Here is a 22,143-nt window from a genome sequence, read left to right as displayed (position 1 = left end):
ATGTTGACCGCTGCCGCGGCGCACTGGCGGGTGCGTGCAGCGCTGCTGGAGCGCGCCGCCAACGCCTACGTCGACCAAATGAGTAGCCCCAGTGGCACCGAATGGCAGGGGCAGGCCGCCGGATCGGCCGTGCAGATGGCTTACGCCGACAAGACGGCAGTGATCGGCGCTGTCGGTCACGCACAGCAGATGGCTGATGTCGCCGAGCGGGGCGGCGAGGCCCTACGCGGCGCGCGTGAGCAGTTGCTCGAGGCCATCGCCGAAGCCGAGATCGACGGCTTCGGTGTGGGTGCGGACTTGTCGGTCACCGACAACCGCTCACACAACTCGCCCGCCGAGCGGGTTGCCCGCCAACAAACGGCGCAGGCGCATCGCAGCTTCATCGCTCACCGGATGGTGCGGCTGCAAGGCGCCAACGAAACCATAGCCACCACGCTGCACGCCGGGGCCGCGCAGATGGCGGGTATGGCGCCGGCGCATTGGCGCCAGCCCGTCACCGAATTCGCCCGGCCCGTCCCCGCTACCACCGACGCGACGGCACCCGCGCACACCACCACCGACAGCCGCAGGGGCGCCATCCAGGCCGTCAACAGCCGCTGGAAACAAGAGCCGCGATTACCCAGGCCGGACGACCCGAAAGAGATGACCGAGGCGCAAGCCCGCGCAGCATGGGAGGCTGTCAACGCTGACATTGCCCGCTACAACGCTCGATGTGGACGCACCTTCGTCCTGCCGAACGAACAGCCAGCCTACGACGCCTGCATGGCCGATAGGGGTTACCTCCTCGAGAGGCAGGCCGCCATCCGAGCCCGCTTAACGGACCTGGGCATACCAGTCGAGGGTGCAGAACTCCCCACACCAGGCGAGGGTGCACCACCATTTCCGACGCCACCGCAAATCACTGGACTAACAAAAACACGGAGAGGAGCAAGTTAATGGCCGCGATGGTCATGGAGTCAACGACCGCGCACTGCAGGACGCCGTTGCGAATCCAACGCAACCGCCCGTGTTTGAGCCGGACCAGTATGGCGGGACTTACGAATATGAGGGAAAAGATGCAGTCGTGGTCTTGAACAAGGATGGGAAAGTGGTGACCGCCTGGGCGAAGAGCCGTAATGGATGGAGAAATCCGTGAGCAATGTTTTCGACGCTATTCCATCGGAACATCGTGTCGTTATCGTGGAAGAATTGACGCGCCGTAACCCCGACCTCCTCGCCGAGCTTCAGGGAACCGAGAAGCCAACCAATGACCAGAGCCGCGCCGTCGTGAATGTGCTCATCCACGCGTTAAGCGCGAACTATGGCCCGGGCCACATTCCGAATGAATACGGAAAGGCAGTTGATAACGCAATTGGTGCTTACTTTTTGGCGTGGCCGATAGATGAGTAGCATCAACAAGAGCTAACTCACGTCGGGTGACCGTCGCTGCTACGCCGTCAGATCGTCATCGCAGCACGCGAGAGCCGCCCCGAGCGCGCCGGTGGCCGATGTGCGCGCGGGCGGTGATGTGCCGGTTTCGGCCGAGCTAATCGGTAATCGTTCGTGACGGCATCGGTAATCACACAAGCCAGGTGATTACCGTGGTCAGTCGCGCAGCGCCTTTCGTTCACGGTATGGACGTATGCGAGCCCGGTCGGGGCGAATCTGGAGCGTCGTGCGCCCTATTCACCGCTGCCCAACCCAAATCGACGACCGCGGAAGTCATCAACAAAGTCCACGACCTCACTGCGCAGCCCAATAAAAGTCAGGCAGTAGGGCCATCAAGGAATCAGCGTGAAAGCGTCGACATGATTGGAACGTACGACGCTGGAATGACGGCGGTTGACTGTGGCGATTTCTCGAATGCTCAATCGTTCAGCGGTGGCGACCGCGGATGCGTCGACGGCGAGATGGTCACATTTCGTCGCTCGGGTTCGGCACTGGCGCGCATCGAGAGCGGCGGGGATTGACGGCAATACGTCTCATGTTCCTATCCGCCCCGGGCCGCGATCATCGCCGAGCGGTTGACTTTGGTGGCTGCGGTGCGAGGGATGGCTTCGACGAACTCGACCGTCTTGGGAACCTTGTACGGCGCCAGCCGGGTTTTGGCGTACTCGATCACTTGCTGCTCGGTCAGCGCTTCCGCGGGTTGCACCACGGCGTGCACCCGGCGCCCCCAGCGCGGGTCGGAGATGCCGATGACCACGACGTCGGCGATACCCGGGTGGCCGGCGAGCGCGGACTCGACTTCGGCCGGAAAGACATTGGCGCCGCCGGTGATGATCATGTCGGCCCGGCGGTCGACGATGTAGAGATAGCCGTCGGAGTCCAGGTGCCCGATGTCGCCGGCGGAGCGAAACCCGTCCTCGGTTGACGGCAGCGGCGGGGCGCCGCCTAGGTAGCGATATCCCGCGCTCATTGGGGCCCGCAGGTAGACGTCACCGTCTTCGCCCGCGCCAAGCGGTCGTTTCTCGGCGTCCAGAATCCGGATCTCGGTGTCCCGGAAGCCCCGCCCGACGCTGCCCGGATGAGTCAACCACTCGTCACCGCGCAGCGCGGTGAGCCCGAGATTTTCGGTCATCCCATAGGCCGTCACGATCTGTTCCGGGCTGAGCAGCTCAAACCAGGTGTGCAGCAACGACGGCGGCATCACCGCGGCGCCCTGCAGGACGAACACGATGCTGGACAAGTCCCGGTGCCGGACGTCGGGCCGGGCCGCAACGCGCGCCAGCATTGTCGGGGTGGCCGTGAAATTGCTAATCTGATAGTGCTCGATCACGTCCAAAACCAGTGCTGCATCGAACTTTTCTAGGATCACCAGATGGTCGCCGGCCAATAGGAAGAGGAACGTGGCGAAGCCGTTGGTGTGGTACATCGGCGCGGGCACCATGATCGTCTGCGGCTGGGCGACCGGTGTCCAGTTCGACAAGAACGGCTCACCTTGCTGGGGTATCCACAACGACGGCGCCAAGTTGAGAATGACCTTGGGCACGCCCGTGGAACCGCTGCTGCAGATTCCGTTGGCCATGGGGGAAACCGCTTCGGGCAGTGGACTTTCGGATTCGCCGGCGGCGCGTGTAGCCAGCTCCCACCGGCTGTCTTCGTCGACGACGACGACGGGGTCGATCACCGCGCGCACCCGGCTGCGCTCCCATTCGGGTAGATCCCAGTGCATGGGAACCGGAATCGCGCCGATCTTCCAGCACCCCAGCGTGGCCAGCACGAGGTGTTGTGAATTCGGGATGGCAAGTGCCACTAGGGAACCGGCTACAGCTCCGCTTGCTGCCAATGCCCGCCCCCACTGATTGGCCCGGGCGTCGAGTTCGCCGAAGGTCAGCGGCTGCGCGGTGCCGTCCAGCGCAACGATGGTCACGGCTGGGTCGTCGCGCCGTTGCTGCGCGAGCTCCTGCAGTTTGGTCCCGAAGGGGATTCCTTCTTCGAACGGGTTCGCGGCCACTACGGCTGTCATGGGTTCGGTGCGGCTCATGTGAAAAGGGTCTCCAGGTGGCCGTCACGGACGTCGGGTATCAGGCGCAGCGCGAGTCCTTCGGTCCCCAGCGGCAACCGGGTCAACGGTTGGGTATGCCGGTCGAGGACGCTGACGTCGGACTCGTCGCAGAAGCCCAGGGCGCCGAGCAACTGATGGGATGTACGCAGCACCTGTCGCGCGGTCTCGGCGGCCTTGAGCCGTAGCGTCAGCGCGTCGGACGAACGCACTTGCGCCGCTGTCGTTTCCAACCGCCAGATGGTGTACTTGGCGAGTTCGTGAAGTCCGCGCACCGCGACCGAAGCATCGGCGACCGCGAACCTGACGGCCTGGAAATCTGCCAGCGGCTTGCCGAACTGGACTCGCGCGCGCACGTGCTCGGTGACGATATCCAGGCATTGCTGCATCGCACCCAGAATCCGCCATGACCCCAGCACGAGGTGAAGATTAACGTCCTTGGTTGGCACTGCTCCATCGGGTGCGCTCAGGGTGGTGGCTACCAGAAAGGGCCCCAGCTTTGCGCTCGTTCGCGGTGCCGGCCGCGGATGGTAGCGATTGCCGTCGAGATCGGCGGCGATCCAGCTTCCGGACAGGTCGCCGTGGTCGATGCGCGGTGCTTGCGGATTCACCAAAGCCAGTCGGGCGCCGTCGATCGCCAGTAGCTCCTCGACGAGTGGATAGGGCAGCGCGGTCGCGCCGGCGGCTTGGCACAGTACTGCAGCAGCCAACACGTCGTCGGATGACGACCGGACATCGAGCTCGAATGCGCCCAGCTCGCGCAGGCCGTCGCGTGCCGCCTCACGAACGCTGTCGTCGGTCTCGGCCCGCAGCGCCGCCGGCGGCCCGCCGATCCGAGTCAGCCGCTTGGTGGCGACGACGGCGAAGTCGGTAATGGCCTGTGGCAGTTCGGGATTCACCGGTGCTGTTCTCCCAAGACGTCGCGCGCCACCAGCATTCGCTGCACTTCGATGGTGCCGGACGCCACGGTGGCCGCCTGTGCGTAGCGCCAATGGTCTTCGATCGCACCATGTAGCGCTGCCGATGTGCCGCTGTCCAGTGCGGACGGGCCCAAAATGTCGAAAAGCAGCTCGGCAACTTGCTGATCGCAAGTGGTGGTGGCGATCCGGGCGGCGCTGGCGGCCGCGCCCGCCGATTCGTCGTCCTGCAAGGAGATGGCTCGGTAGGCCAACAGTCTGGCCACCCGCAGGTCGACGAGCGCCCGAACCCATCGGGCGCGAATCGATTCGGGAAGCTGCTCCCAGTCGTCGGCGAGTTGCCGGCGCATCCGGTCCAGTAGCGATTCGCAGCGTGCGTAGCGTGCAATGCCGACGCGCTCGAACGCCAGCGCTTCCCGTATCACCCGCCAGCCGTCGCCGGGCTCGCCCAGCACGTCGCCGGGGAATGCCTGCACTCCGTCGAGGAACATCTCGTTGAGGTGATGAGGTCCGAGCATCGACGGGATCGGTCGGACGGTGAAACCCGGACGATCCATCGGAATCAGAAACAAGGTGAGCCGCTTGGGCTTTGGGGCGTCGGGGTGGGTGCACGCCGCCAACACGCACCAGGTCGCCATTTGTGCGTACGACGTCCATACCTTCTGTCCGGTAATGCGCCAACCTTCCCCGTCCGGTATGGCGCGGGTCCGCAGCGAAGCGAGGTCGGTGCCGGCTTCCGGCTCGGAAAATCCCTGGCACCAAATGACTTCTCCAGATGCGATGGCCGAAAGATGCTTTTCCTTCTGCTCGGCCGTCCCGTAGCGCATCAGTGCCGGTCCGACCCAGTTGATGCCCATGTATTGCGGACCGCGCGGTTCGTGGTGTGCCCACATTTCCTCGCGCAGCACGGTCTGTTGCCAGATCGAACCTCCGCTGCCGCCATACTCTTTCGGCCACGCCAGCGCCAGCAGCCCTTCGGCAGCGAGCAGCTTGCAGAATGTCTCGGTGGTGGCAAGGTCTCGCGGATCGTCGGTGCAGGCGCCCAAGAAGTCGGCGGGAATATTGTTGGATATCAACCGCCGTAGGTGCCTTCGCAGTTCGTCCGCGTCATCGCCGAGGTCGTAATCCATCGTCGTCATCCCTTGGGCAGCCCGAGCAGCCGCTCGGCGATGATGTTGCGCTGGACTTCGGAGGTTCCGCCGTAGATGGTCGCCGCGAGTGCATCTTGCCGTTCGAAGAGCAGGCCTGGGTCGCCGGCGGAGCTAGGGCCTGCGGCCGCCGCGCCCAGATCCCAAACACGTTGCAATGTAACAGATCCTAGGAGCTTCAGGATCTCCGCTTCCGGGCTGGGTCGCTTGGCGAGTTCATTGTCCAGGGCGCGGTATCCGGTGGCCCGCAGCGCTTCGGCGTCGGCGAGCAGCGAGCCGAGTTCGGCGTAGATGTCTTCGTCTTGCGTGCCCCGGATCGAGTCGAGTCCGCGTTTGATCTCTACCCAGTTCATGACCCAGATCATCTGCCGCTCATGGTGTAACGACGACAGCGCAACGCTCCACCCGCCGTTGAGCGGCCCCAGGAGGTTCGCAGCCGGCACCTCGACGTCGTCGAGGAAAACCTCGCAGAACGTCTCGTCGGACGCCGAGGCCATCCGGATCGGTTCGATCCGCACTCCAGGTGAGTGCAGGTCGAGGATCAGGCAGGAGATGCCGCGGTGCTTTGGCGCGTCCGGATCGGTGCGGGCATACAGCGTGCACCACCGCGACAGGTGGGCCTGGGTGGTCCAGATCTTCCTGCCCTTGACCCGGAACACTTGACCATTGGGGCCGTCGCGCTCGGCGCGGGTGCGCAGGCTGGCGAAATCCGATCCTGCCTCCGGCTCGGACATGCCCAGCGCCCACCACTCGTCGCCGCGCAGCAGCGGTACCAAATATCGGTCGATCTGCTCGGGAGTGCCGAACTGCCGGATGCCAGGAGCGGCGACGTTGGGACCGGCGATGTTGGGCAACTTGGGTGCCGAGCGCAGGGCCGCCTCGAGACGGATCTCCATCGCATCCTGCAGGCCCAGCGATCGACCGCCGTGCTTGCGCGGCCAGGTGGGCTGTAACCATCCCGCTTCAAAGGCGGCCCGCTGATAGTCCCGCCGCAGCTGGATATCCCAACGGTACTGGCGATAGCGCTCGTAATAGTCGGCTGGCAGAAACTCCGTCAACCAGGCGTTGAACTCCTCGATCACAGCAGTCATCGCGCGCCTCCGGCAAAGCGGGCGCCCACCGCGTGGTACAGCGCGCGACTGTCGCCGAGCAGGACGGCACCCTGCCAGGCGTGCCGAACGTAGAGGTGGATGTCGTGCTCCCAGGTCTGGCCGAGGGCCCCATGCACCTGGACGGCGGTGCGCGCACAGCTGACCGCGGCATCGGCGGCGGCTGCCTTGGCGAGCGCCGCGGCGATCCAGTCAGCGTCGGGACGGGCGGCCGCCGCGTAGGTGAGGCTGCGGGCCCGCTCAACGCTGACGTAGTTGTCGGCCAGCGCGTGTTTGATTCCCTGGAAGGCGCCGATCGGCTTGCCGAATTGCTGCCGCGTCTTTGCGTATTCGACGGATCGGTGCAGGGTGGCGCTCGCGACGCCAACGAGGTCGGCGGCGGCGGCGACGAGCGGTGCGGTCAAGGCCGCGTCGACGGATTCCAGGGATGCGTTGGCCACGGGTGCGGCGTCGATTTCGACGTCGGCGACGGGTTGTGCGGGATCGGTGGACTCGCCCGGCTGGATGGCCATACCGTCGCCCACATGCGCAACTGCGGCCACCGGACCCTCGTCGGAGGTGGCCAGCGTGACGACCAACTCCGCACGCGTCAGGTTCGGGACCGCCACGGCGCGTCCCCGTAGGCGCCCATGCCGCAGCGTCATCGGTGGCCCGGGTAGCCGGTGTCCGGGGGAGTGCACGGCCAGCGTGGCGACCACACCGGCGGCGATGTCGGCGAGGACCGCATCGAAGTTTGGGCCGCAGGCCCGCAACACACCTGCCGCCAGACCGACGCTGCTCAGCAACGGGATAGGTGCGAGGGCGGCACCGCATTCCTCGAGAGCCAACGAGAGTTCGACCGGGCCGTAATCGCCGTCGGCGGCTGATGCCGCGAGTTCTGTCCAGCCAAGGTCCACGACGGTCTTCCACAGAGTGCGCCAGCGCTCCGGATCGGTCAGAGCCTGGCGGGCGACGTCGGGAGGACACTCGGTACGCAGCATGTCGCGCACGGTGTCGCGCAGCGCCAGCTGCTCCGAAGTCAGACCGACATCCATAAGACCCCTAACATAATAAAAATAGTAAACTAGCCGCGCGGTTGCAATCGGAGGACGCATGGTCGAGTGGTTTCTGTTTCTGCCGCAGGTGCGGCTGCCGGTAGCCGATATCGTGGACCGGGCGCGGCATGCCGAGGCCAGTGGGTTTGACGGGATCGCGTTCATCGATCACCTTGAGACACCTGGACAGCCCAACGAAAGCATTTGGGAGGCAATGAGCATTGCGACCTGGGTTGCGGCCAAGACGCAGCGGCTGAAGATCGGTCACCTGGTCCTCTGTGACGCGTTCCGGCATCCTGCGGTCCTTGCCAAGCAAGCCGTCACCCTGTCCGCGGCGTCCGACGGCAGGTTCGAGCTTGGCCTTGGTTCGGGGTCTTGGCCCGCGGAGTTCACCAGATTCGATGTCGGCGAGCAGGATCCGGTGGCGCGGGTAGAGCAGCTCGGCCGGCATCTGGGCCTGATCAAGCAGTATTGGGGCGACGCTGGTTCCGGCCCGAGCCAACTGCCCAGGAGAGCCCATTCGATACCGCTGATCCTGGGTGGTAGCGGTCCCCGGATGATGGAACTCGTTCGCAGATACGCGGATTGGTGGAATCTGCAGTCGAACCATCTCGACAAGTTGTCTCGATTGGCCCCGATAGTGGGCTCGGCGCGGATATCGGTGCAGCAGATGGTGGGCTTCATCCGGTCGGGCAGCGATCCGGCCGCCGTGCACCAGGTGAGCACCCGGCGATTCGGTCATCTGGGATCGGGGCTGGTCTGTGGTGATGCCAATCAATTGATCGCACACTTCGCCGGTCTGGCGGCGCAGCGGGTGGAGCGTTTCTATGTGTGGTTCGCCGACTTCGCCGTACCGGATTCTCTTGTCGAATTCGGTGAATCGGTGATCAAGGCGTTCCCGAGCGCTGCGCCTTAGCGCGTCGGCGTGCCTCGGTCGGGACAATGGGTGGGCGAGCGAACGGACCGCGCTGCACGGCGCTGAGCCGGATCTCCGGCAGATCGACCGACGCGTCGACGGTGTCCAGCCAGGCGACCGCATTGGCGATGTCGGACACCTGAATCGCGTACATCTCGAACGGAACGTCCTGTAACATCTCGGTTTCCACCGGCCCCGGCGTCACCAGGTGCACACTGATGCCGTCGCGGTCCACCTCGAGCGCCAACGCGCGGGCGAACGCGTTCATCCCCGCTTTCGATGCGGAGTAGGCCGTCCGCGCCATCATCGGTTCGTGAGCCGCCGACGATGAAATGAACACCAGTCGTGAACCCGCGCGCATCCGCGGCAGCACCGCGGACGTTACCACGAAGCAGGAATCCAGGTTGGCCGAGATTATCGTCCGCCACTGCTCGAATGTCTGTTTGCGCGCGTAAGTTCCGCCCAGCGTGCCGGCCGCATGAACGAGGAGGTCGATTGTCTCGAGTTCGCTTATCGCAGCAGGGAATCCGACCGGGTCGGAGGCGTCGGCGACGATGGAGCGCGCTCCCAGCTCGCAGGCTACCGCGCGCAGCGGGGCTTCGCGCCGAGCCACCAGCACCACGTCATAGCCCAGTTCACACAGCTTGGCAGCGCACGCTTTTCCGATTCCACCGCTCCCGCCGGTGACCAGTGCGGTTCTCACAGACTTGACGGCTTCCGTTATGGACGGCGCATATCCCGAGGGCGTGACAACGCTTGCGGGGAAAGCGCATAGATCCGTTGCTCGGGTCGTCCGGATAACACGTAGGTCTGCGTATCGGCGAGGTGGCGGGCCGCGAGGCGCCGGGCCCGGTCGACATCACCCTCGGCGATCGTTTCGGTCAGCTTGATGTGGGTGTTGAGCACTGCGCGGCGCTTGGCGAGCGACGGGTAGGTGCCGCGCGCCGCGCTCTCGTCGGCCCATTGTTGTTCATGGCTGGTCCACAGCGCTTCCAAGCTGCCGACAACTGCGATGATCGTGTGATTTCCGCAGCCGCGAACGATGAGATCGTGGAATTGGCGGCCGATTTCGGTGAACTGCGGACCGTCGTCGAGGTGCTCGGACATGGCGTCGTTGATCTGTTTGAGCTCCCGCACCAAGGTGTCGGCACGGTCGGCCCGTTGGGCCGCCAGTGCCGCACACGCAGGCTCGAGTTCCTGCAATGCCATGCCAAGGTCGGCGACCGCGACGGACTTGCTTTGCAAAAGCAGGCCGAGCATGTAGGCGGCGCTGGTCTTGGCGGGAGCGTGCACAACGGCGCCGCCGCGGTTTCCTCTGCGGACGGAAATCAAACCCTCGGTCTCCAAGATTCGCAGTGCTTCCCGCAGCGAGACCAGGCTGACGTTGAACTGTTCGACGAGCACTTCCTGGCGCGGCAGCAGATCGCCGTCGGCAAGTTCGCCGTCGATGATCTGGCGGCGCAACTCATCGGCTACGATTTCGGCGATCCTCGGCGCCGACAACCGGCGACGGGCATCGGGTCCAATTCCCAGGGCGGTCATCCGGTCCTCGCAGGGCTCGCGTGCTTGTCTGGCTTAGCTATTTTAGCAGTAATGGTATAAATAGCCGCGTGAGTCGCGAGGCCGGTAACCGGCCGACACCGCTTGACGAATTGCGTGTCGTCGAGGTCAGCGACCGCATAGCCGGCAGCTACTGCGGGAAGCTGTTGGTCGACGCAGGTGCGCAGGTACGCAAAATCGAACCGCCGCAAGGGGATCCATTGCGGCGGTACTCGGCTACCTGTTCGCTTTTACCGGACGGTGCCAGTGGCCCGTTGTTCAGCTACCTCAACGCCGGCAAAGCCAGCCTGAGTCTGACGCCGGATTCCGATCGCTACCGTGTCGAACTCGCCACAGCCGACGTCGTGGTGGTTACCGCCGGTCGGTCGCGGGCGCCTGGCCTCGGCATCGATCCGTCGCGCCTGCTGGCGGACAATCCGCGGGCGGTCATCGTGACCATCTCCGACTTTGGCTGGAGCGGTCCGTTCGCCGATCGCGCGGCCACCGAGTTCACGCTGCAAGCCTGGGCCGGGTCGCCTGGCTTTCGCGGCGACCCGGCCGGCCCGCCGATCTCGATCGGCGGCGACCTCGGGGAGTACATGGGCGGCGTGTTCGCCGCGTTCGGGGCGCTGGCCGTGCGCCGCCGCGTCGAGCGCGGCGGACCGGGTGAGCATCTCGACCTGGCCATGCTCGAGGCGATCACGCTGATGCAGAGCAGTGAATGGCTGCATTCGCAGCTGCTGCAGGTACCTCCGGTCCGGCGCACCCTCGAGGTGCCCTCGATCGAACCGGCCAAGGACGGCTACGTCGGGATCACAATGGTCACCGGTCAGCAGTGGCTCGACTTCGCCGCGATGGTGGAATGCCCGCAGCTGGCCGAGATTCCGCAGCTGCGTTTTCAGATCGGCCGTTGGGAGTACCGCGACCTGATCCGCGAGCTGATCGGTCCGTGGATGGCCGAACGCACCGTCGACGAGATCGTCGCACTGGGGCAACTGTTCCGGTTGCCGATCGCGGCGTTGGGTAATGGCGCCACCATCCGCGACATGGACTACGTGACCGAACGCGGCGTGTTTGTCCGCAACCCCGCCGGTTTTCATCAGCCGCGCCCGCCGTGGTTGATGTCGCGGTGCGCGCCTGCACCGGTGCGCGGTACCGCAGCCCTGGGCGCGGACAACGTCGAGTCATGTTGGCGTGCACCTGAACCCGAGTCGGAGCCGGCGCCACGGGGATTGCCGTTGCAGGGTGTTCGCATTGTCGACTTGACCGCATTCTGGGCCGGGCCCGCCGCCACTCACCTGCTGGCCGCGTTCGGCGCCGACGTCGTCAAGGTGGAGTCGATCCAACGCCCCGACGGCATTCGGTACTCCGGCGGCATGCGCACCGATGTGGACGACTGGTGGGAATACGGCTGGGTGTTCCACGCGATGAACACCAACAAGCGTTCGGTCACACTGGATTTGGGCTCGGACGAAGGGCGCCGGTTGTTCCTCGGGCTCGTCGCCGCCGCCGACGTGGTCATCGAGAACTTCTCCCCCCGGGTGATGGACCACTTCGGGCTCACCGCCGACGTGCTGCTGGGAGTGAACCCGAAACTGGTCGTCGCCCGGATGCCGGCATTCGGGCTGGACGGGCCGTGGCGCGAGCGCGTCGGATTCGCCCCCACCATGGAGCAGGTCGGCGGACTGACCTGGGTGACCGGGCAGCCGGAAACACCCCCGGTGACGCCGCGCGGCGCCTGCGATCCGCTGGCCGGCGTGCACGCCGCATTCGCGGTGCTGGCCGCGCTCGATTTCGCCGAGCGCACCGGATCGGGCCAGCAAGTCGAACTGCCGATGGTCGAAGCGGTGCTGAATGCCACCGCAATCCAGCCGATCGAGAACGAGGTCTTCGGGAAGACCCTGAGCCGGCGCGGCAACCGTGGGCACGGCGGTGCTCTGCAGAACATCTATCGCTGCGCCGGCTCGGACGACGATTGGATCGCGGTCAGCGTGTGTGACGACCGGCAGTGGCAGGCGTTGGTTGGGGTGCTGGGCATGGCGTCCCGGCTGCCGGTAACGATGGCCGAAGTACGACAGCGGGCCGACGAGATCGACGGCATCCTTTCCGATTGGTTCGCCGGCCGAGATCTCGCGTCGACGGTGGAGCGGCTGGCGACCGTCGGGATTCCGGCCGCGCCCGTCGTATCGCCATCGTTGGTGACCGACAACCCGCAACTGCGCCACCGGGGCTTCTTTGAGTCGCTGAACCACCCTCGGACTGGAGTTGGCCTGTATCCGACGCCGCCGTTCGCCCTGCTCGCCGGTCAGGGCGAATGGCTGCGACGCCCGCCGCCGACGCTGGGGGAGCACAATGACGAAGTTCTGCGCGAACTGTGCGGGGTGACCGTGGAGGACCTCGCTCGACTTGCAGACAGCGGGGTGATCGGGACCCGTCCTCAGGGTTCTTGAGAATCGGCAGTCAGGCAGTGATGCTCGTTGATGCGGCGTTACAGCGCATCGACATTCAGCGCTCTGTTGATCAGTGTGGTTGTCCACATCGCGGAGTGTCAGCAACGGCCATCGAGAGAAAATCTAACCGTCCGCGTGCGCAATCAGAACTGCTCAGGGCTGGGCGCTTGTCGGGGCGCTTTGCGAGACCGGCTGCGTCATAATACGGGCACGGCCCCGGAAGCACTGTGCCAAGGGACACTCGCCTCTATTTACACCGTTTCCGGAGATCGGGTGCCGATTATCATTCCATTGGCACCGGATTCTTGATGATGAATGAGCACTGCAGGACGGACCGATGAACGATCTTTCAGAATTGATCAATGAGGCGCGACAAAGTGGCTGGTCTAGCACCAGTGACATTCCAATGGGTCGATTGATCGACCAAGCGAGGTTGTCGGGTTTCAACTTGTTGCCTGATAGGCAGTCTGGACCACAGATCTCGATTCTTGAACCGTCTCCCGCCGCCGAAGCGCACGAACGGTCGCTGAGCGCTATGTATGGAGCCGGACCGCAGCCGCTTCACACCGATGGAGCGCATCACGTCGATCCGCCGGATTACGTAGTCCTCTCCTCCACCTCAGCTACTGGTGTGCCGACGTTTCTCTGGAACTTTCGATCGAACGATAACGCTAGGCCTACTAATGATCTTTGGAATGGCCTATTCACAGTTCGTTCTGGCAAAGCGACTTTTCTGACGTCCGCAGTCCAGTCTGGTCGTGTTCGATACGACCCAGGTTGCATGACTGCCGCTGATGGGCGTGCAAGGCGTGCGGCCGACTATCTAAATTCCCGGTTGGCAGCTGCTACCCAGTTCTCGTGGGACGTAGCGGGCGTCGTTCTCGTGATTGCTAATCGCTTCGTCCTGCATGCACGAGGTGATGCGACTGCGGAGCCCGATCGAAGACTGGTGCGCGTCGGGTTGCGCGTTAGCGACAGCCAGGAGGTCCAGACCAGCGTGCCGCTGAGGCAGGCCTAATGACGGCGCCGTACGACCACGACGCGTTATGGCTCAAGGCAAAGATGTTCCTGAATCGCGCGATGGATGAAAAGGAGGCACGCTCGTTTGACGAGCGTGCCCTATGGGCGACCCTTGCGTTAGAACTTCTTGGGAAAGCTGCGCTCGCCCGCACATCTCCCGTCTTAATCGCGGAGCCGAGCGAAGACGGAACCAACTTACTAATCGCCACAGGACTTCTCGACGGTGACGCGCAGTTTATGTCAGTTCGCGCGAAGACTGTTTTTCTGCGTTGCCAGCGTGCATTTCGGCCGTTTAGCGCGGAAGAAGCGCTAAAATTGACCAGTGCACGAAATGAGTACCTCCACGGGGCAACGCCAGGCTTTACTTCGATCCCAGAAGAAGCCTGGTGGCCATTATTTTGGCGCCAAGCAATAATCCTGAACAACACCGTGGATAAGGACCTCGCGGAGCTTGTGGGAAAAGACCGAGAGACAATCGTGGAGAAGAATCTTGAACAGAATCGAAGAAATATAGAACATCGGACCGAAATGCTGATCCAACAGGCAAAGACAAGACTCTCGCAATACCGAGCGGGCACGCTGCCTGCACGGATCGCGAAGCAATGGTCGCCAGGATTCGATAAGTCGGCTGGGCTACCTCGCTGCAATCAGACCACGTGCCCAGCGTGCGGTGAGATGGGACTGGTCGAGGGCGAAGAAATCCACGACCGCGAAATCGAGGGGCATCAAGTGGACGAAGCCGAGTGGGCATACATAGTCACTCTCACCGTCTACGCCGAGTATTTCAGCTGCTCCAACTGCGGCCTGGTCCTGGATCGGACCGAACTTGTGGAACAGGCCGGAATCGAATCTATCTTCGAGGTCGAAGGAACCGAAGACGACCTTGCCCACTACTTCGGTGAGGAGTACGGCAATGACTGACTTTGCGCCAAGATGTCAGGTATTCGGGGCTGCCAAGCCTATTCGGACTCCACTGCTCGCGTACGAGAAGTCGCAGCTCCACATCACGATGAAGACGCATTGAGGGCAGGCAGAGTGTGAACATGTCCAGCGATTCGGTGGGCGGGGAAGGCGACAGCTTCGCACCCATCGAGTCCGAAGCAGTAGCAGCGTTTGCTGGCATTTCATCAGACGATACCGGGACAACAACCTTTGAACGGTTTCAGTGGCAGGCTAAGTTGGCAGTACGCTCGTGGCTGGGGATGCTAGCGGGAGATGGCACGCTGGCCGTCCTCTGTGAGCATGTAGAGGATCTGGCGTTTGTCGAAGCGTCAGGCTTTTGCTTCGCCCAACTCAAGACGCGTGACAGGGGCTCTTGGAGTGTTGCCAAGATCTGCGAAAAAGGTCACGCGGTAGATCGTCTTGCTGCTTCATACGACCTGGCGGATGCGGCAGGAATTGTTGACCGATCGCGATTCGAGGTGTGGCTGGAGGGACCGCCGTCGGAAGCCAAGGAAACAACCGACTTTTTCAATGATCCAACGTCGGCCACCTCGATTACCAAGAAGAAGATCCGCGACTTCGGCCTAAAGGGCGTGAAACTTGACGACTTCCTCGAGCGCCTATCTGTTCGTTGTCACCAACCAGCCCGATCTTGCATCGACGCGGTGGTCATCCGGCTGCTCGGCGCTATCTGGCCTGCTCTCACTATGGATCAGCTCGAACGGCTATATGAGTCCCTCCTCCTAGCGGCCGAATCAGCCCAGAGCGCCACCGCATTACCCCCCAGCGTTAGGGCTGCGATGAGGGCGGCCCAAGTGAATCCGATGGAGGATGGCGTATGGGATCCGATTGCGTCCAAGTCATTGACCGAAGATCAGCTCCGAGCCATCTGCCCTCCGCTGCCTGCTGACACCGATCAAGAGCTACTTGCACGCGCGGCGACGGGGGAAGCCACAGTCTTAGAATTGAAATTGGTGCGAGCAGGGGCACGCGAAGCAACGGTACGGAACGCGCTCGTTGCTCGGGCAGACGCAGACGTGGCGGCGACGACTGCTCGCGCTTCCGGCGTAATGACTGCCGATTCTGAGCGTTCTCTTGATTTGCGACTGCTCGACACGGCACATTCGATTGCGTCGCTCGCGGCTTCGAGCGGGGTGACCATGCAACGACCCGGAGAGCACATCTTTCACACTCTCATGAGCAATGCGGCAAACACCGCGGCGCTCGACCTCGACCGACTCTACAACCGCGATCACCGGTTGCTTGTTGGCCACTTGTGCACTGTCTCTGATCAGTGTCGATTCGGCTGGGGGGTTTCATGAGCGACGAAGAACTATCCCAGGCGGGCCAAAATGCAGACTCCGGTCGTACGATCTACCGGGCATCCCGCGAGGCCGAGGCACGCGTACTCCTCCTAATTGATGGGTTCAGTCGCAGAAAGACTGGTCCGCGAACGCTCGAGGGACGGGTCAAACTTGCAAAGTTGGACTTTCTGCTTAGGTACCCAAAGCACCTAGCGACTGTCTTAGCCACACGGGGCATCAAGGAAACAGACCTGAATAATCTGATCCGGCAGGATAGTCCGTTGGAGTCGCGGATGATGCGTTACCGATACGGGCCTTGGGACCCCAGCTATTTTGCAGTGCTCGGTTCGCTGGTGGGCCGCAAGCTTATCGATATTGTTCCGGCTCAGGGCACGAGCGCCCTCGGCTATCGAACGACTGCAGCAGGGGCTGCTCTCGCCGAGCGCCTTGAGGATGACGGAGCCTTCGAAGAAGTCATAGGCCGGATTGCGCTGCTCCGGAGACACCTTGACCTAACGGGCGAGTCGTTGAAGAAGATGCTCTATGGCCTCCCTGAAGTTGCAGATGCGACATGGCACGAGGACCTTCAATGACCGCCGCCGCAGCCGGGACTTCTGTCCGCCACAGACTTCGCGTTGATCAGATTGAGTTGATTGGCGGCTCGCGAATGGTGATGTTCCAAAGTGGACTGAATTTGGTCAGAGGCGACATCACGACGGGCAAGACGACCCTCATTCGCCTACTCCGGGCCTTGCTCGGAAGCATTCCACGTCATCTGCCCCCCGAGACGGAATCCGTACGAGCGCTGAAGGGCCGGGTAGTCCTCGGTGACCGAACCTGGAACATCTACAGGCCCATGATTACCACGAGCGAGACCCCAGTCGATCTCGCATCCGTGACGACGGACGACGATAAAACCCCGCTCGCGATCCGATTACCGGCGGCAGGACAGGGCGGATATGGCGAGTTTTTGCTTGCTCAATTAGATCTTCCGATCGTGCAGGTCCCACGTGCTCGACGAGAGCCAACCAATGACCTATCACCCGTCACAATTAACGACTGGCTCTTGTACTGCATCATCTTCGATGACGAGCTGGATACCCAAGTGTTCGGCCACCGAGACCAGTTCCGTGATCTCAAACGCAGGTGGGTTTTCGAGATCGCCTATGGCCTATACGATGAGCAGCTCGCAAGCTTCGCGGCGCAACTTCGGCGAACTGACCTTGAAATTCGCGCCACCGAAAGCGAAGCCGAGGTAATTCGCGAATTTCTAGCAGGGACGACGCTCGGTAAGCCTGAAGAGTTGGAAGCCGAGCTGGTGTCGCAAGAGGCGCGTCTTGCACAGCTCCATACACAAGCCGAGGATCTGCACACTGCAAGCGAAGTTGAGCCCGCCGGGGAAATCGCCTCCGTTCGTGCACGGGTCCTAAACTCAAGGCAGCATTTGGACGAGCTTCGGGTAGAGATCCGCCAACATCAGGCGCAACTCCGCGATCTCTCGGATTTGCTAAAGCAGTTGTCGAGCCTCTCAAAGAGATTGACTCGATCAATCGTCGCCGACGAATGGATGGTCGACTTCGGTTTCATTGTATGTCCGCGTTGCGGTCAGGATCTCGACCAACAACGCGCAAAGAGTCCGACGTGTTACCTGTGCTTGCAACCCGAGCCTGAAAGCGCTCCCGACCGAGAAGCGCTTATCCAGGAACAAGACCGCGTGACTTACCAGATTGCCGAAACGCGACAACTCATCGAGCAGAGAACCGATACCCTTTCTCGTTTGCACGATGACGAAGCCGCCTCTGGTGTCCGGTTGGCCGAAGCGTCGTCGCAACTCGAATCGTTGACGGGCGAGTTTGTGTCCGCACGGGCAGCTGAGCTGCAAAGCGTAGCGTCCGAAACTGCGACGATCACAGCGAACATTGCATGGATCAAGCGGTACCTGACTCTCGTAGGGCGGCAAACAGACCAAGCTGGTCGCCTCGATGCACTGAAGGCAAAGAAAATTGAAATCGAAGAGCAAATTGACGCGCACCGAAGTAGCGTTGCAGCTGCCGACGAGAACATCGCGGCGCTTGAAAAGCGTATGGTCGATTACCTCACTCGACTACATGTGCCTCAGCTCGGTGAACTTCTCACCGTCAAGATCAACCGAGACACCTACCTACCTGAAATAAGTGCTCGAACCTTCGATGAGCTATCCAGCCAAGGCCTAAAGACGCTTGTCAACGTTGCGCATGCGCTTGCCCATCACACCGTTGCGATCGACCGAGGCCTCTGCATGCCGGGATTTCTCGTGTTGGACGGAGTCTCAGCCAACTCTGGGAAGGAGGGCTTCGAAGGTGACCGAGTCGTCGACATGTATGAACTCTTCGATGAAGTTGCCCAAGAATACGGCGACCAGCTGCAGTTGATTGTGGTCGACAATGACCTTCCGGCGGAGATAGGCGACAGACTTTCAGAGTCAATAGTGCTGACGCTCTCCCAAGCTGTTCGTTTGATCGGCATCCCCAGTAATGAGCAAGGCCCTGAGCCCGAGGCCGAGCCCGGGGGCAAAGCCCCTGCCTCGTGAGCGCATGCCGACCACGCGTACGTAGGAGTGTGACGTCCCAATACTTTAGAAAACGGACGCCTGCCCGCAGCGTTTCCGTCGCACACGAACCCGACTTAGGACATTTTCCGGCGATTTTTCTGTGGTAGTCCCACTGATCTGCGGTTTCGGTCGGTGTCGGGTCGGAATTTGCACACTAAATCCGGGCTCTTAGGGTGCGGTGGTGGCCTACTGGCATGTTCCCAGTGAATGAGTCCAGCCTGTTTTAGATCGGAGTTGCGATGGTTTTGACTGAGTATTGGTGGTCTGAACTGACAATATGGGCGTTGTTGTGTGCTCATATGTAGTCACGAATAGATGCGTGTCGTTTCTATCAATGCAGCGGAATCCAGCTATGATTCTTGGTGTGCCACGCAATACCGGCAAAGCTCACGTAGTCAGAGTTAAGAAGACTCACGTGGATAAGCAAGGCCACGAGCGCGTCTATGAGTCTGTACTGTTGCGCCGCACCTACCGAGACGGGGCCAAGGTGCGCAACGAGACCGTGGCCAACCTGTCGATGCTGCCGCCGCAGGCCGTCGATGCGATCGAGGCGACGCTGAAGGGCCACACGCTGGTGCCGGCCGGCTCCGAGTTCAGCAAGTCCCGGTCGCTGCCACACGGGGACGTGGCGGCGGTGGCCGCGATGGCGCGCAAGCTCGAGCTGGCCGCAGTGCTGGGCCCGCCGTGCCGAGCCCGCGATATCGTGCTCGCGTTGATCATCTCGCGGGTGGTGCGGCCCAAGTCGAAGCTGTCCACCCTGTCGTGGTGGCCCAACACCACCCTCGGCGTCGATTTGGGGGTGGCCGAGGCCTCCACCGACGAGATCTACGCCGGGATGGACTGGCTGGCCGACCGACAGGATAGGATCGAAAAGAAGCTGGCGGCAAAGCATTTAAACGAGTCGGTGAACCCGGGCCGGATGGCGTTGTTCGACCTGACTTCCTCGTGGGTGACCGGCCGATGCTGCGAGCTGGCCGCGCGCGGCTACTCCCGCGACGGCAAGAAGGGCTGCGAGCAGATCGAATACGGGGTGCTCACCGACCCTGAGGGCCGCCCGGTCGCGGTGCGCGTGTTTTCCGGTGCCACCGCCGACCCGACCGCGTTCACCCAGATCGTGCAGGTGATCAAGGACAAGCTCGCCATCCAGCGGCTGGTGCTGGTCGGCGATCGCGGCATGATCACCACCGCCCGCATCGACGCGCTGCGCGAACTCAACGACAACCCCGACACCCCAACCGCCTTCGATTGGATCACCGCGCTACGCGCACCCGCGATCGCCAAACTCGCCCGCGACGACGGGCCGCTGCAGATGAGCCTGTTCGATACCCAGGATCTCGCCGAGATCACCCACCCCGACTACCCCGGTGAACGGCTGATCGCCTGCCGCAACCCCGCCCTGGCCGCCGAACGTGCCCGCAAACGCCACGACCTGCTGGCTGCCACCGAGAAGGAACTGGCCCACATCGCCCAACGCGTCACCAAAGCCACCCTGTCCGGCGCCGACAAGATCGGCATCGCAGTCGGCAAGGTCAGCGGAAAATTCAAGGTGGGCAAGCTCTTCCACCTCACGATCACCGACACCGAGTTCACCTACCACCGCGACCAGGCCGCCATCGACGCCCAAGCCGCCCTCGACGGCATCTACGTGCTGCGCACCAGCGTCAACACCAAGGTCCTCGACCCCGCCGCCGTGGTGGAGGGTTACAAAAACCTCGCCAACATCGAACGCGACTTTCGCATCATCAAGACCGACGACCTCGACCTACGCCCCATCCACCACCGCCTCGAGGACCGCGTCAAAGCCCACGTGCTGATCTGCATGCTGGCCTGCTACCTCATCTGGCACCTGCGCAAGGCCTGGGCGCCACTGACATTCACCGACGAAACACCGCCGCATCGGGACAACCCCGTCGCCCCCGCGCAGCGCTCCCCAGCTGCACACGCCAAAGCCTCCACCAAACACGACGCGGCTGGCAACCCGGTACGAAGCTTCCGCGACCTGCTCAATCACCTGGCCACCCTCACCCGCGACCGGATCCGCTACCACCAGACCAACATCGAAATCGACAAACTCACCGAGCCCACCCCCACCCAGCGCCGCGCCTTCGACCTCATTGACGCTCCGATCCCCCTCACCATCGCCGCGTAGCCAGAACCACCACCCACCCAAACCAGCCAATCCCCAGGTCAACCAGGGAATTCACCTAGTTCAACAGCCTTAACTTCGGTTTAGAGTCCTGTGGCCCGAGGTTGGGCTGGAAGGGACGATGAAGCACATGGCTGGTCGTAAGCGGCATTCCGCGGAGGACATCGTGCGCAAGTTGCGCCGCGCGGACGAGTTGGCTGCTGAAGGCAAAACCGGCGACGAGATCGCCGCCGAACTGGGTGTCTCAGCAGCCACGCTGTACAACTGGCGCCGCGCCTACGGCGGCATGGACACTGATGCCGCTAAAGAGCTGCGGGAGCTGCGGGAGCAGAACACGCGCTTGAAGAGGCTGTTGGCCGAGGCCGAACTGGAGAAGGACGCGCTGCGGGAGGTCGCGAAGGGAAAATTCTGAGCCCAGCTGCCAAGCGCCGCGCCGTGGACATGCTCAAGCACACGCTGAGCATGTCGGAACGGTTGGCGTGCAAGGCTGTTGGGCTTGCCCGCTCCACCTATCGCCGCCTGCCTGCGGCGCAGACTCCGGCCGATCCGGATGCCGAGATGAGGGCCTGGCTGCGCGCGTATGCCACCAAACACCCCTGCCATGGGTTCCGGCGTGCCTGGGCGGCGTTGCGCTACGACGAGGGCCGTGAGGTCAACAAGAAGAAGGTCCACCGCCTGTGGCGTGAGGAGGGCTTGCAGGTCAAGATCCGGTCGCCGCGTAAGCGGCCCGGGGTGTCCTCGGTCCCGCCGGTGGTGGCCGATGCGCCGAACGTGGTGTGGGCGATCGACTTCCAGTTCGATTCCACCACCGACGGCAAGGCCATCAAGATCGCCTCGATGATCGACGAGCACACCCGTGAGTCGCTGCTGAACATCGTGGAGCGCTCGATCACAGCCGAACGCCTCGTCACCGAACTCGAAACGGCGTTCGCGGTGGCCGGCGGGCCGCCAAAGGTACTGCGGATGGACAACGGCCCGGAGCTGGTTTCCCAAGCACTGCAACGGTTCTGCGAGAACAAACCGGATTGCTCTACATCCCACCAGGATGCCCGTGGATCAACGGCTACATCGAATCGTTCAACAACCGGCTACGTAAGGAGTGCCTCAACCGCAACCACTGGAACACCCTGTTCGAGGCCCGCGTGGTCATCGGCGACTTCAAGCACGAACATAATCACCGACACCGCCATTCAGCGCTGGGCTACCGCACACCGGCCGAGTACGCTTCGGCATGCAGACACACCCACACCCCTGTGGCCTACGAGATCAACTGAATCCGAATCAAACAAACCCGACTCTAAAACGGGGTGGACTCAGTATCGGGGACTCGCCACCGGCATCATCCTCATCTGGACCCTTGATCACAGCCAGGTCAGGCAGATCGCCGCGGGCATCGAAAGCCACCTCCAGCAATGGCCCAGACAGGACGAATGGCGCGATCTAGTCGTTGCGTTCTGAGACGATCGGTGGAAGAACGGGTGGATGGGCCGCCGTGTCGTTCACTCTCTCCGCGCAGCGCCACTGGCATTGGCGAACAAGTCATC

At 62.8% G+C, this 22,143-nt stretch carries 16 protein-coding genes and 3 pseudogenes; 11 read left to right on the top strand and 8 right to left on the bottom strand.

All coding sequences use genetic code 11. The annotated features are described in order from the left end of the window. The 3 genes from AADZ78_RS18810 (at position 1) to AADZ78_RS18800 (ending at position 1,949) form a co-directional block, all read left to right on the top strand. On the top strand, positions 1-936 hold the full coding sequence (locus tag AADZ78_RS18810; RefSeq protein ID WP_139828820.1) for a hypothetical protein: 936 nt from the start codon (positions 1-3) through the stop codon (positions 934-936). A gap of 195 nt (positions 937-1,131) precedes the next feature. After that, complete coding sequence (locus AADZ78_RS18805) at positions 1,132-1,389, top strand: hypothetical protein (RefSeq protein ID WP_239656702.1); 258 nt, start codon at positions 1,132-1,134, stop codon at positions 1,387-1,389. A 422-nt stretch (positions 1,390-1,811) separates the two neighbouring features. Continuing rightward, a complete protein-coding gene (locus AADZ78_RS18800; RefSeq protein WP_204800654.1) occupies positions 1,812-1,949 on the top strand; it encodes a hypothetical protein in 138 nt (45 codons plus the stop codon). A gap of 20 nt (positions 1,950-1,969) precedes the next feature. Here AADZ78_RS18800 and AADZ78_RS18795 read toward each other — a convergent pair whose 3' ends face one another. The 6 genes and pseudogenes from AADZ78_RS18795 to AADZ78_RS18775 form a co-directional block, all read right to left on the bottom strand. Continuing rightward, positions 1,970-3,466, bottom strand: coding sequence for a class I adenylate-forming enzyme family protein (locus AADZ78_RS18795; protein ID WP_085251423.1), 1,497 nt, complete (start codon positions 3,464-3,466; stop codon positions 1,970-1,972). After that, positions 3,463-4,383 carry an acyl-CoA dehydrogenase family protein gene (locus AADZ78_RS18790; protein WP_085251422.1) on the bottom strand — a complete coding sequence of 307 codons (921 nt, stop codon included), beginning with the start codon at positions 4,381-4,383 and terminating at the stop codon, positions 3,463-3,465. The genes AADZ78_RS18795 and AADZ78_RS18790 overlap by 4 nt, the downstream gene beginning before the upstream one ends. Then, positions 4,380-5,540: an acyl-CoA dehydrogenase family protein gene (locus tag AADZ78_RS18785; RefSeq protein WP_204079770.1), complete on the bottom strand. Its 1,161-nt coding sequence runs from the start codon at positions 5,538-5,540 to the stop codon at positions 4,380-4,382. The genes AADZ78_RS18790 and AADZ78_RS18785 overlap by 4 nt, the downstream gene beginning before the upstream one ends. Continuing rightward, positions 5,537-5,950 (bottom strand): annotated as a pseudogene (locus tag AADZ78_RS29190) (acyl-CoA dehydrogenase family protein); the annotation flags it as partial. The pseudogene AADZ78_RS29190 and the gene AADZ78_RS18785, both read right to left, overlap by 4 nt. A gap of 57 nt (positions 5,951-6,007) precedes the next feature. Next, positions 6,008-6,640 (bottom strand): annotated as a pseudogene (locus tag AADZ78_RS29185) (acyl-CoA dehydrogenase family protein); the annotation flags it as partial. Beyond that, the gene (locus tag AADZ78_RS18775) at positions 6,637-7,692 is read right to left on the bottom strand and encodes an acyl-CoA dehydrogenase family protein (RefSeq protein WP_085251420.1); all 1,056 of its coding nucleotides are present in this window, start codon (positions 7,690-7,692) and stop codon (positions 6,637-6,639) included. The gene AADZ78_RS18775 and the pseudogene AADZ78_RS29185, both read right to left, overlap by 4 nt. Before the next feature lie 58 nt (positions 7,693-7,750). On the opposite strand from AADZ78_RS18775, the gene AADZ78_RS18770 reads away from it, so the two are divergent. Next, positions 7,751-8,608, top strand: a complete 858-nt coding sequence (locus tag AADZ78_RS18770; RefSeq protein WP_085251419.1) for an LLM class flavin-dependent oxidoreductase — start codon at positions 7,751-7,753, stop codon at positions 8,606-8,608. On the opposite strand, the gene AADZ78_RS18765 is transcribed toward AADZ78_RS18770, so the two are convergent. Further along, positions 8,580-9,311, bottom strand: a complete 732-nt coding sequence (locus AADZ78_RS18765; RefSeq protein WP_085251418.1) for an SDR family oxidoreductase — start codon at positions 9,309-9,311, stop codon at positions 8,580-8,582. The genes AADZ78_RS18770 and AADZ78_RS18765 overlap by 29 nt on opposite strands. Before the next feature lie 17 nt (positions 9,312-9,328). Continuing rightward, the gene (locus AADZ78_RS18760) at positions 9,329-10,150 is read right to left on the bottom strand and encodes a FadR/GntR family transcriptional regulator (protein WP_085251417.1); all 822 of its coding nucleotides are present in this window, start codon (positions 10,148-10,150) and stop codon (positions 9,329-9,331) included. 68 nt (positions 10,151-10,218) lie between these two features. Between AADZ78_RS18760 and AADZ78_RS18755 the strand changes: the two genes are divergently transcribed. The 7 genes and pseudogenes from AADZ78_RS18755 (at position 10,219) to AADZ78_RS18725 (ending at position 21,873) form a co-directional block, all read left to right on the top strand. Continuing rightward, on the top strand, positions 10,219-12,597 hold the full coding sequence (locus AADZ78_RS18755) for a CaiB/BaiF CoA-transferase family protein (protein WP_085251416.1): 2,379 nt from the start codon (positions 10,219-10,221) through the stop codon (positions 12,595-12,597). 1,017 nt (positions 12,598-13,614) lie between these two features. Then, positions 13,615-14,538 carry a hypothetical protein gene (locus AADZ78_RS18750; protein ID WP_085251414.1) on the top strand — a complete coding sequence of 308 codons (924 nt, stop codon included), beginning with the start codon at positions 13,615-13,617 and terminating at the stop codon, positions 14,536-14,538. A gap of 122 nt (positions 14,539-14,660) precedes the next feature. Further along, complete coding sequence (locus AADZ78_RS18745; RefSeq protein WP_085251413.1) at positions 14,661-15,881, top strand: dsDNA nuclease domain-containing protein; 1,221 nt, start codon at positions 14,661-14,663, stop codon at positions 15,879-15,881. Beyond that, on the top strand, positions 15,878-16,456 hold the full coding sequence (locus AADZ78_RS18740) for a hypothetical protein (RefSeq protein ID WP_085251412.1): 579 nt from the start codon (positions 15,878-15,880) through the stop codon (positions 16,454-16,456). Before AADZ78_RS18745 ends, AADZ78_RS18740 begins: the two co-directional genes overlap by 4 nt. Next, positions 16,453-18,432, top strand: coding sequence for a hypothetical protein (locus tag AADZ78_RS18735; protein WP_085251411.1), 1,980 nt, complete (start codon positions 16,453-16,455; stop codon positions 18,430-18,432). The genes AADZ78_RS18740 and AADZ78_RS18735 overlap by 4 nt, the downstream gene beginning before the upstream one ends. Before the next feature lie 373 nt (positions 18,433-18,805). Beyond that, a complete protein-coding gene (locus tag AADZ78_RS18730) occupies positions 18,806-20,602 on the top strand; it encodes an IS1634 family transposase (protein WP_239656174.1) in 1,797 nt (598 codons plus the stop codon). Between the two features lie 127 nt (positions 20,603-20,729). After that, positions 20,730-21,873 (top strand): annotated as a pseudogene (locus AADZ78_RS18725) (IS3 family transposase). The last annotated feature ends 270 nt before the right edge of the window (positions 21,874-22,143 follow it).

Source organism: Mycobacterium riyadhense (assembly GCF_963853645.1).
In the GTDB taxonomy this organism is placed as follows: domain Bacteria; phylum Actinomycetota; class Actinomycetes; order Mycobacteriales; family Mycobacteriaceae; genus Mycobacterium; species Mycobacterium riyadhense.
Note: the sequence above shows the minus strand (reverse complement) of the source record. Positions and strands in the feature narration are given on the sequence as shown.

What these genes read in the sequence shown, in the direction of transcription:
- AADZ78_RS18795 (WP_085251423.1), bottom strand. Translation starts at nt 3,466, where the DNA reads ATGAGCCGCACCGAACCCATGACAGCCGTAGTGGCCGCGAACCCGTTC.
- AADZ78_RS18730 (WP_239656174.1), top strand. Translation starts at nt 18,806, where the DNA reads ATGATTCTTGGTGTGCCACGCAATACCGGCAAAGCTCACGTAGTCAGA.
- AADZ78_RS18740 (WP_085251412.1), top strand. Translation starts at nt 15,878, where the DNA reads ATGAGCGACGAAGAACTATCCCAGGCGGGCCAAAATGCAGACTCCGGT.
- AADZ78_RS18750 (WP_085251414.1), top strand. Translation starts at nt 13,615, where the DNA reads ATGACGGCGCCGTACGACCACGACGCGTTATGGCTCAAGGCAAAGATG.
- AADZ78_RS18775 (WP_085251420.1), bottom strand. Translation starts at nt 7,692, where the DNA reads ATGGATGTCGGTCTGACTTCGGAGCAGCTGGCGCTGCGCGACACCGTG.
- AADZ78_RS18760 (WP_085251417.1), bottom strand. Translation starts at nt 10,150, where the DNA reads ATGACCGCCCTGGGAATTGGACCCGATGCCCGTCGCCGGTTGTCGGCG.
- AADZ78_RS18770 (WP_085251419.1), top strand. Translation starts at nt 7,751, where the DNA reads ATGGTCGAGTGGTTTCTGTTTCTGCCGCAGGTGCGGCTGCCGGTAGCC.
- AADZ78_RS18810 (WP_139828820.1), top strand. Translation starts at nt 1, where the DNA reads ATGTTGACCGCTGCCGCGGCGCACTGGCGGGTGCGTGCAGCGCTGCTG.
- AADZ78_RS18735 (WP_085251411.1), top strand. Translation starts at nt 16,453, where the DNA reads ATGACCGCCGCCGCAGCCGGGACTTCTGTCCGCCACAGACTTCGCGTT.
- AADZ78_RS18785 (WP_204079770.1), bottom strand. Translation starts at nt 5,540, where the DNA reads ATGACGACGATGGATTACGACCTCGGCGATGACGCGGACGAACTGCGA.
- AADZ78_RS18800 (WP_204800654.1), top strand. Translation starts at nt 1,812, where the DNA reads ATGACGGCGGTTGACTGTGGCGATTTCTCGAATGCTCAATCGTTCAGC.
- AADZ78_RS18745 (WP_085251413.1), top strand. Translation starts at nt 14,661, where the DNA reads ATGTCCAGCGATTCGGTGGGCGGGGAAGGCGACAGCTTCGCACCCATC.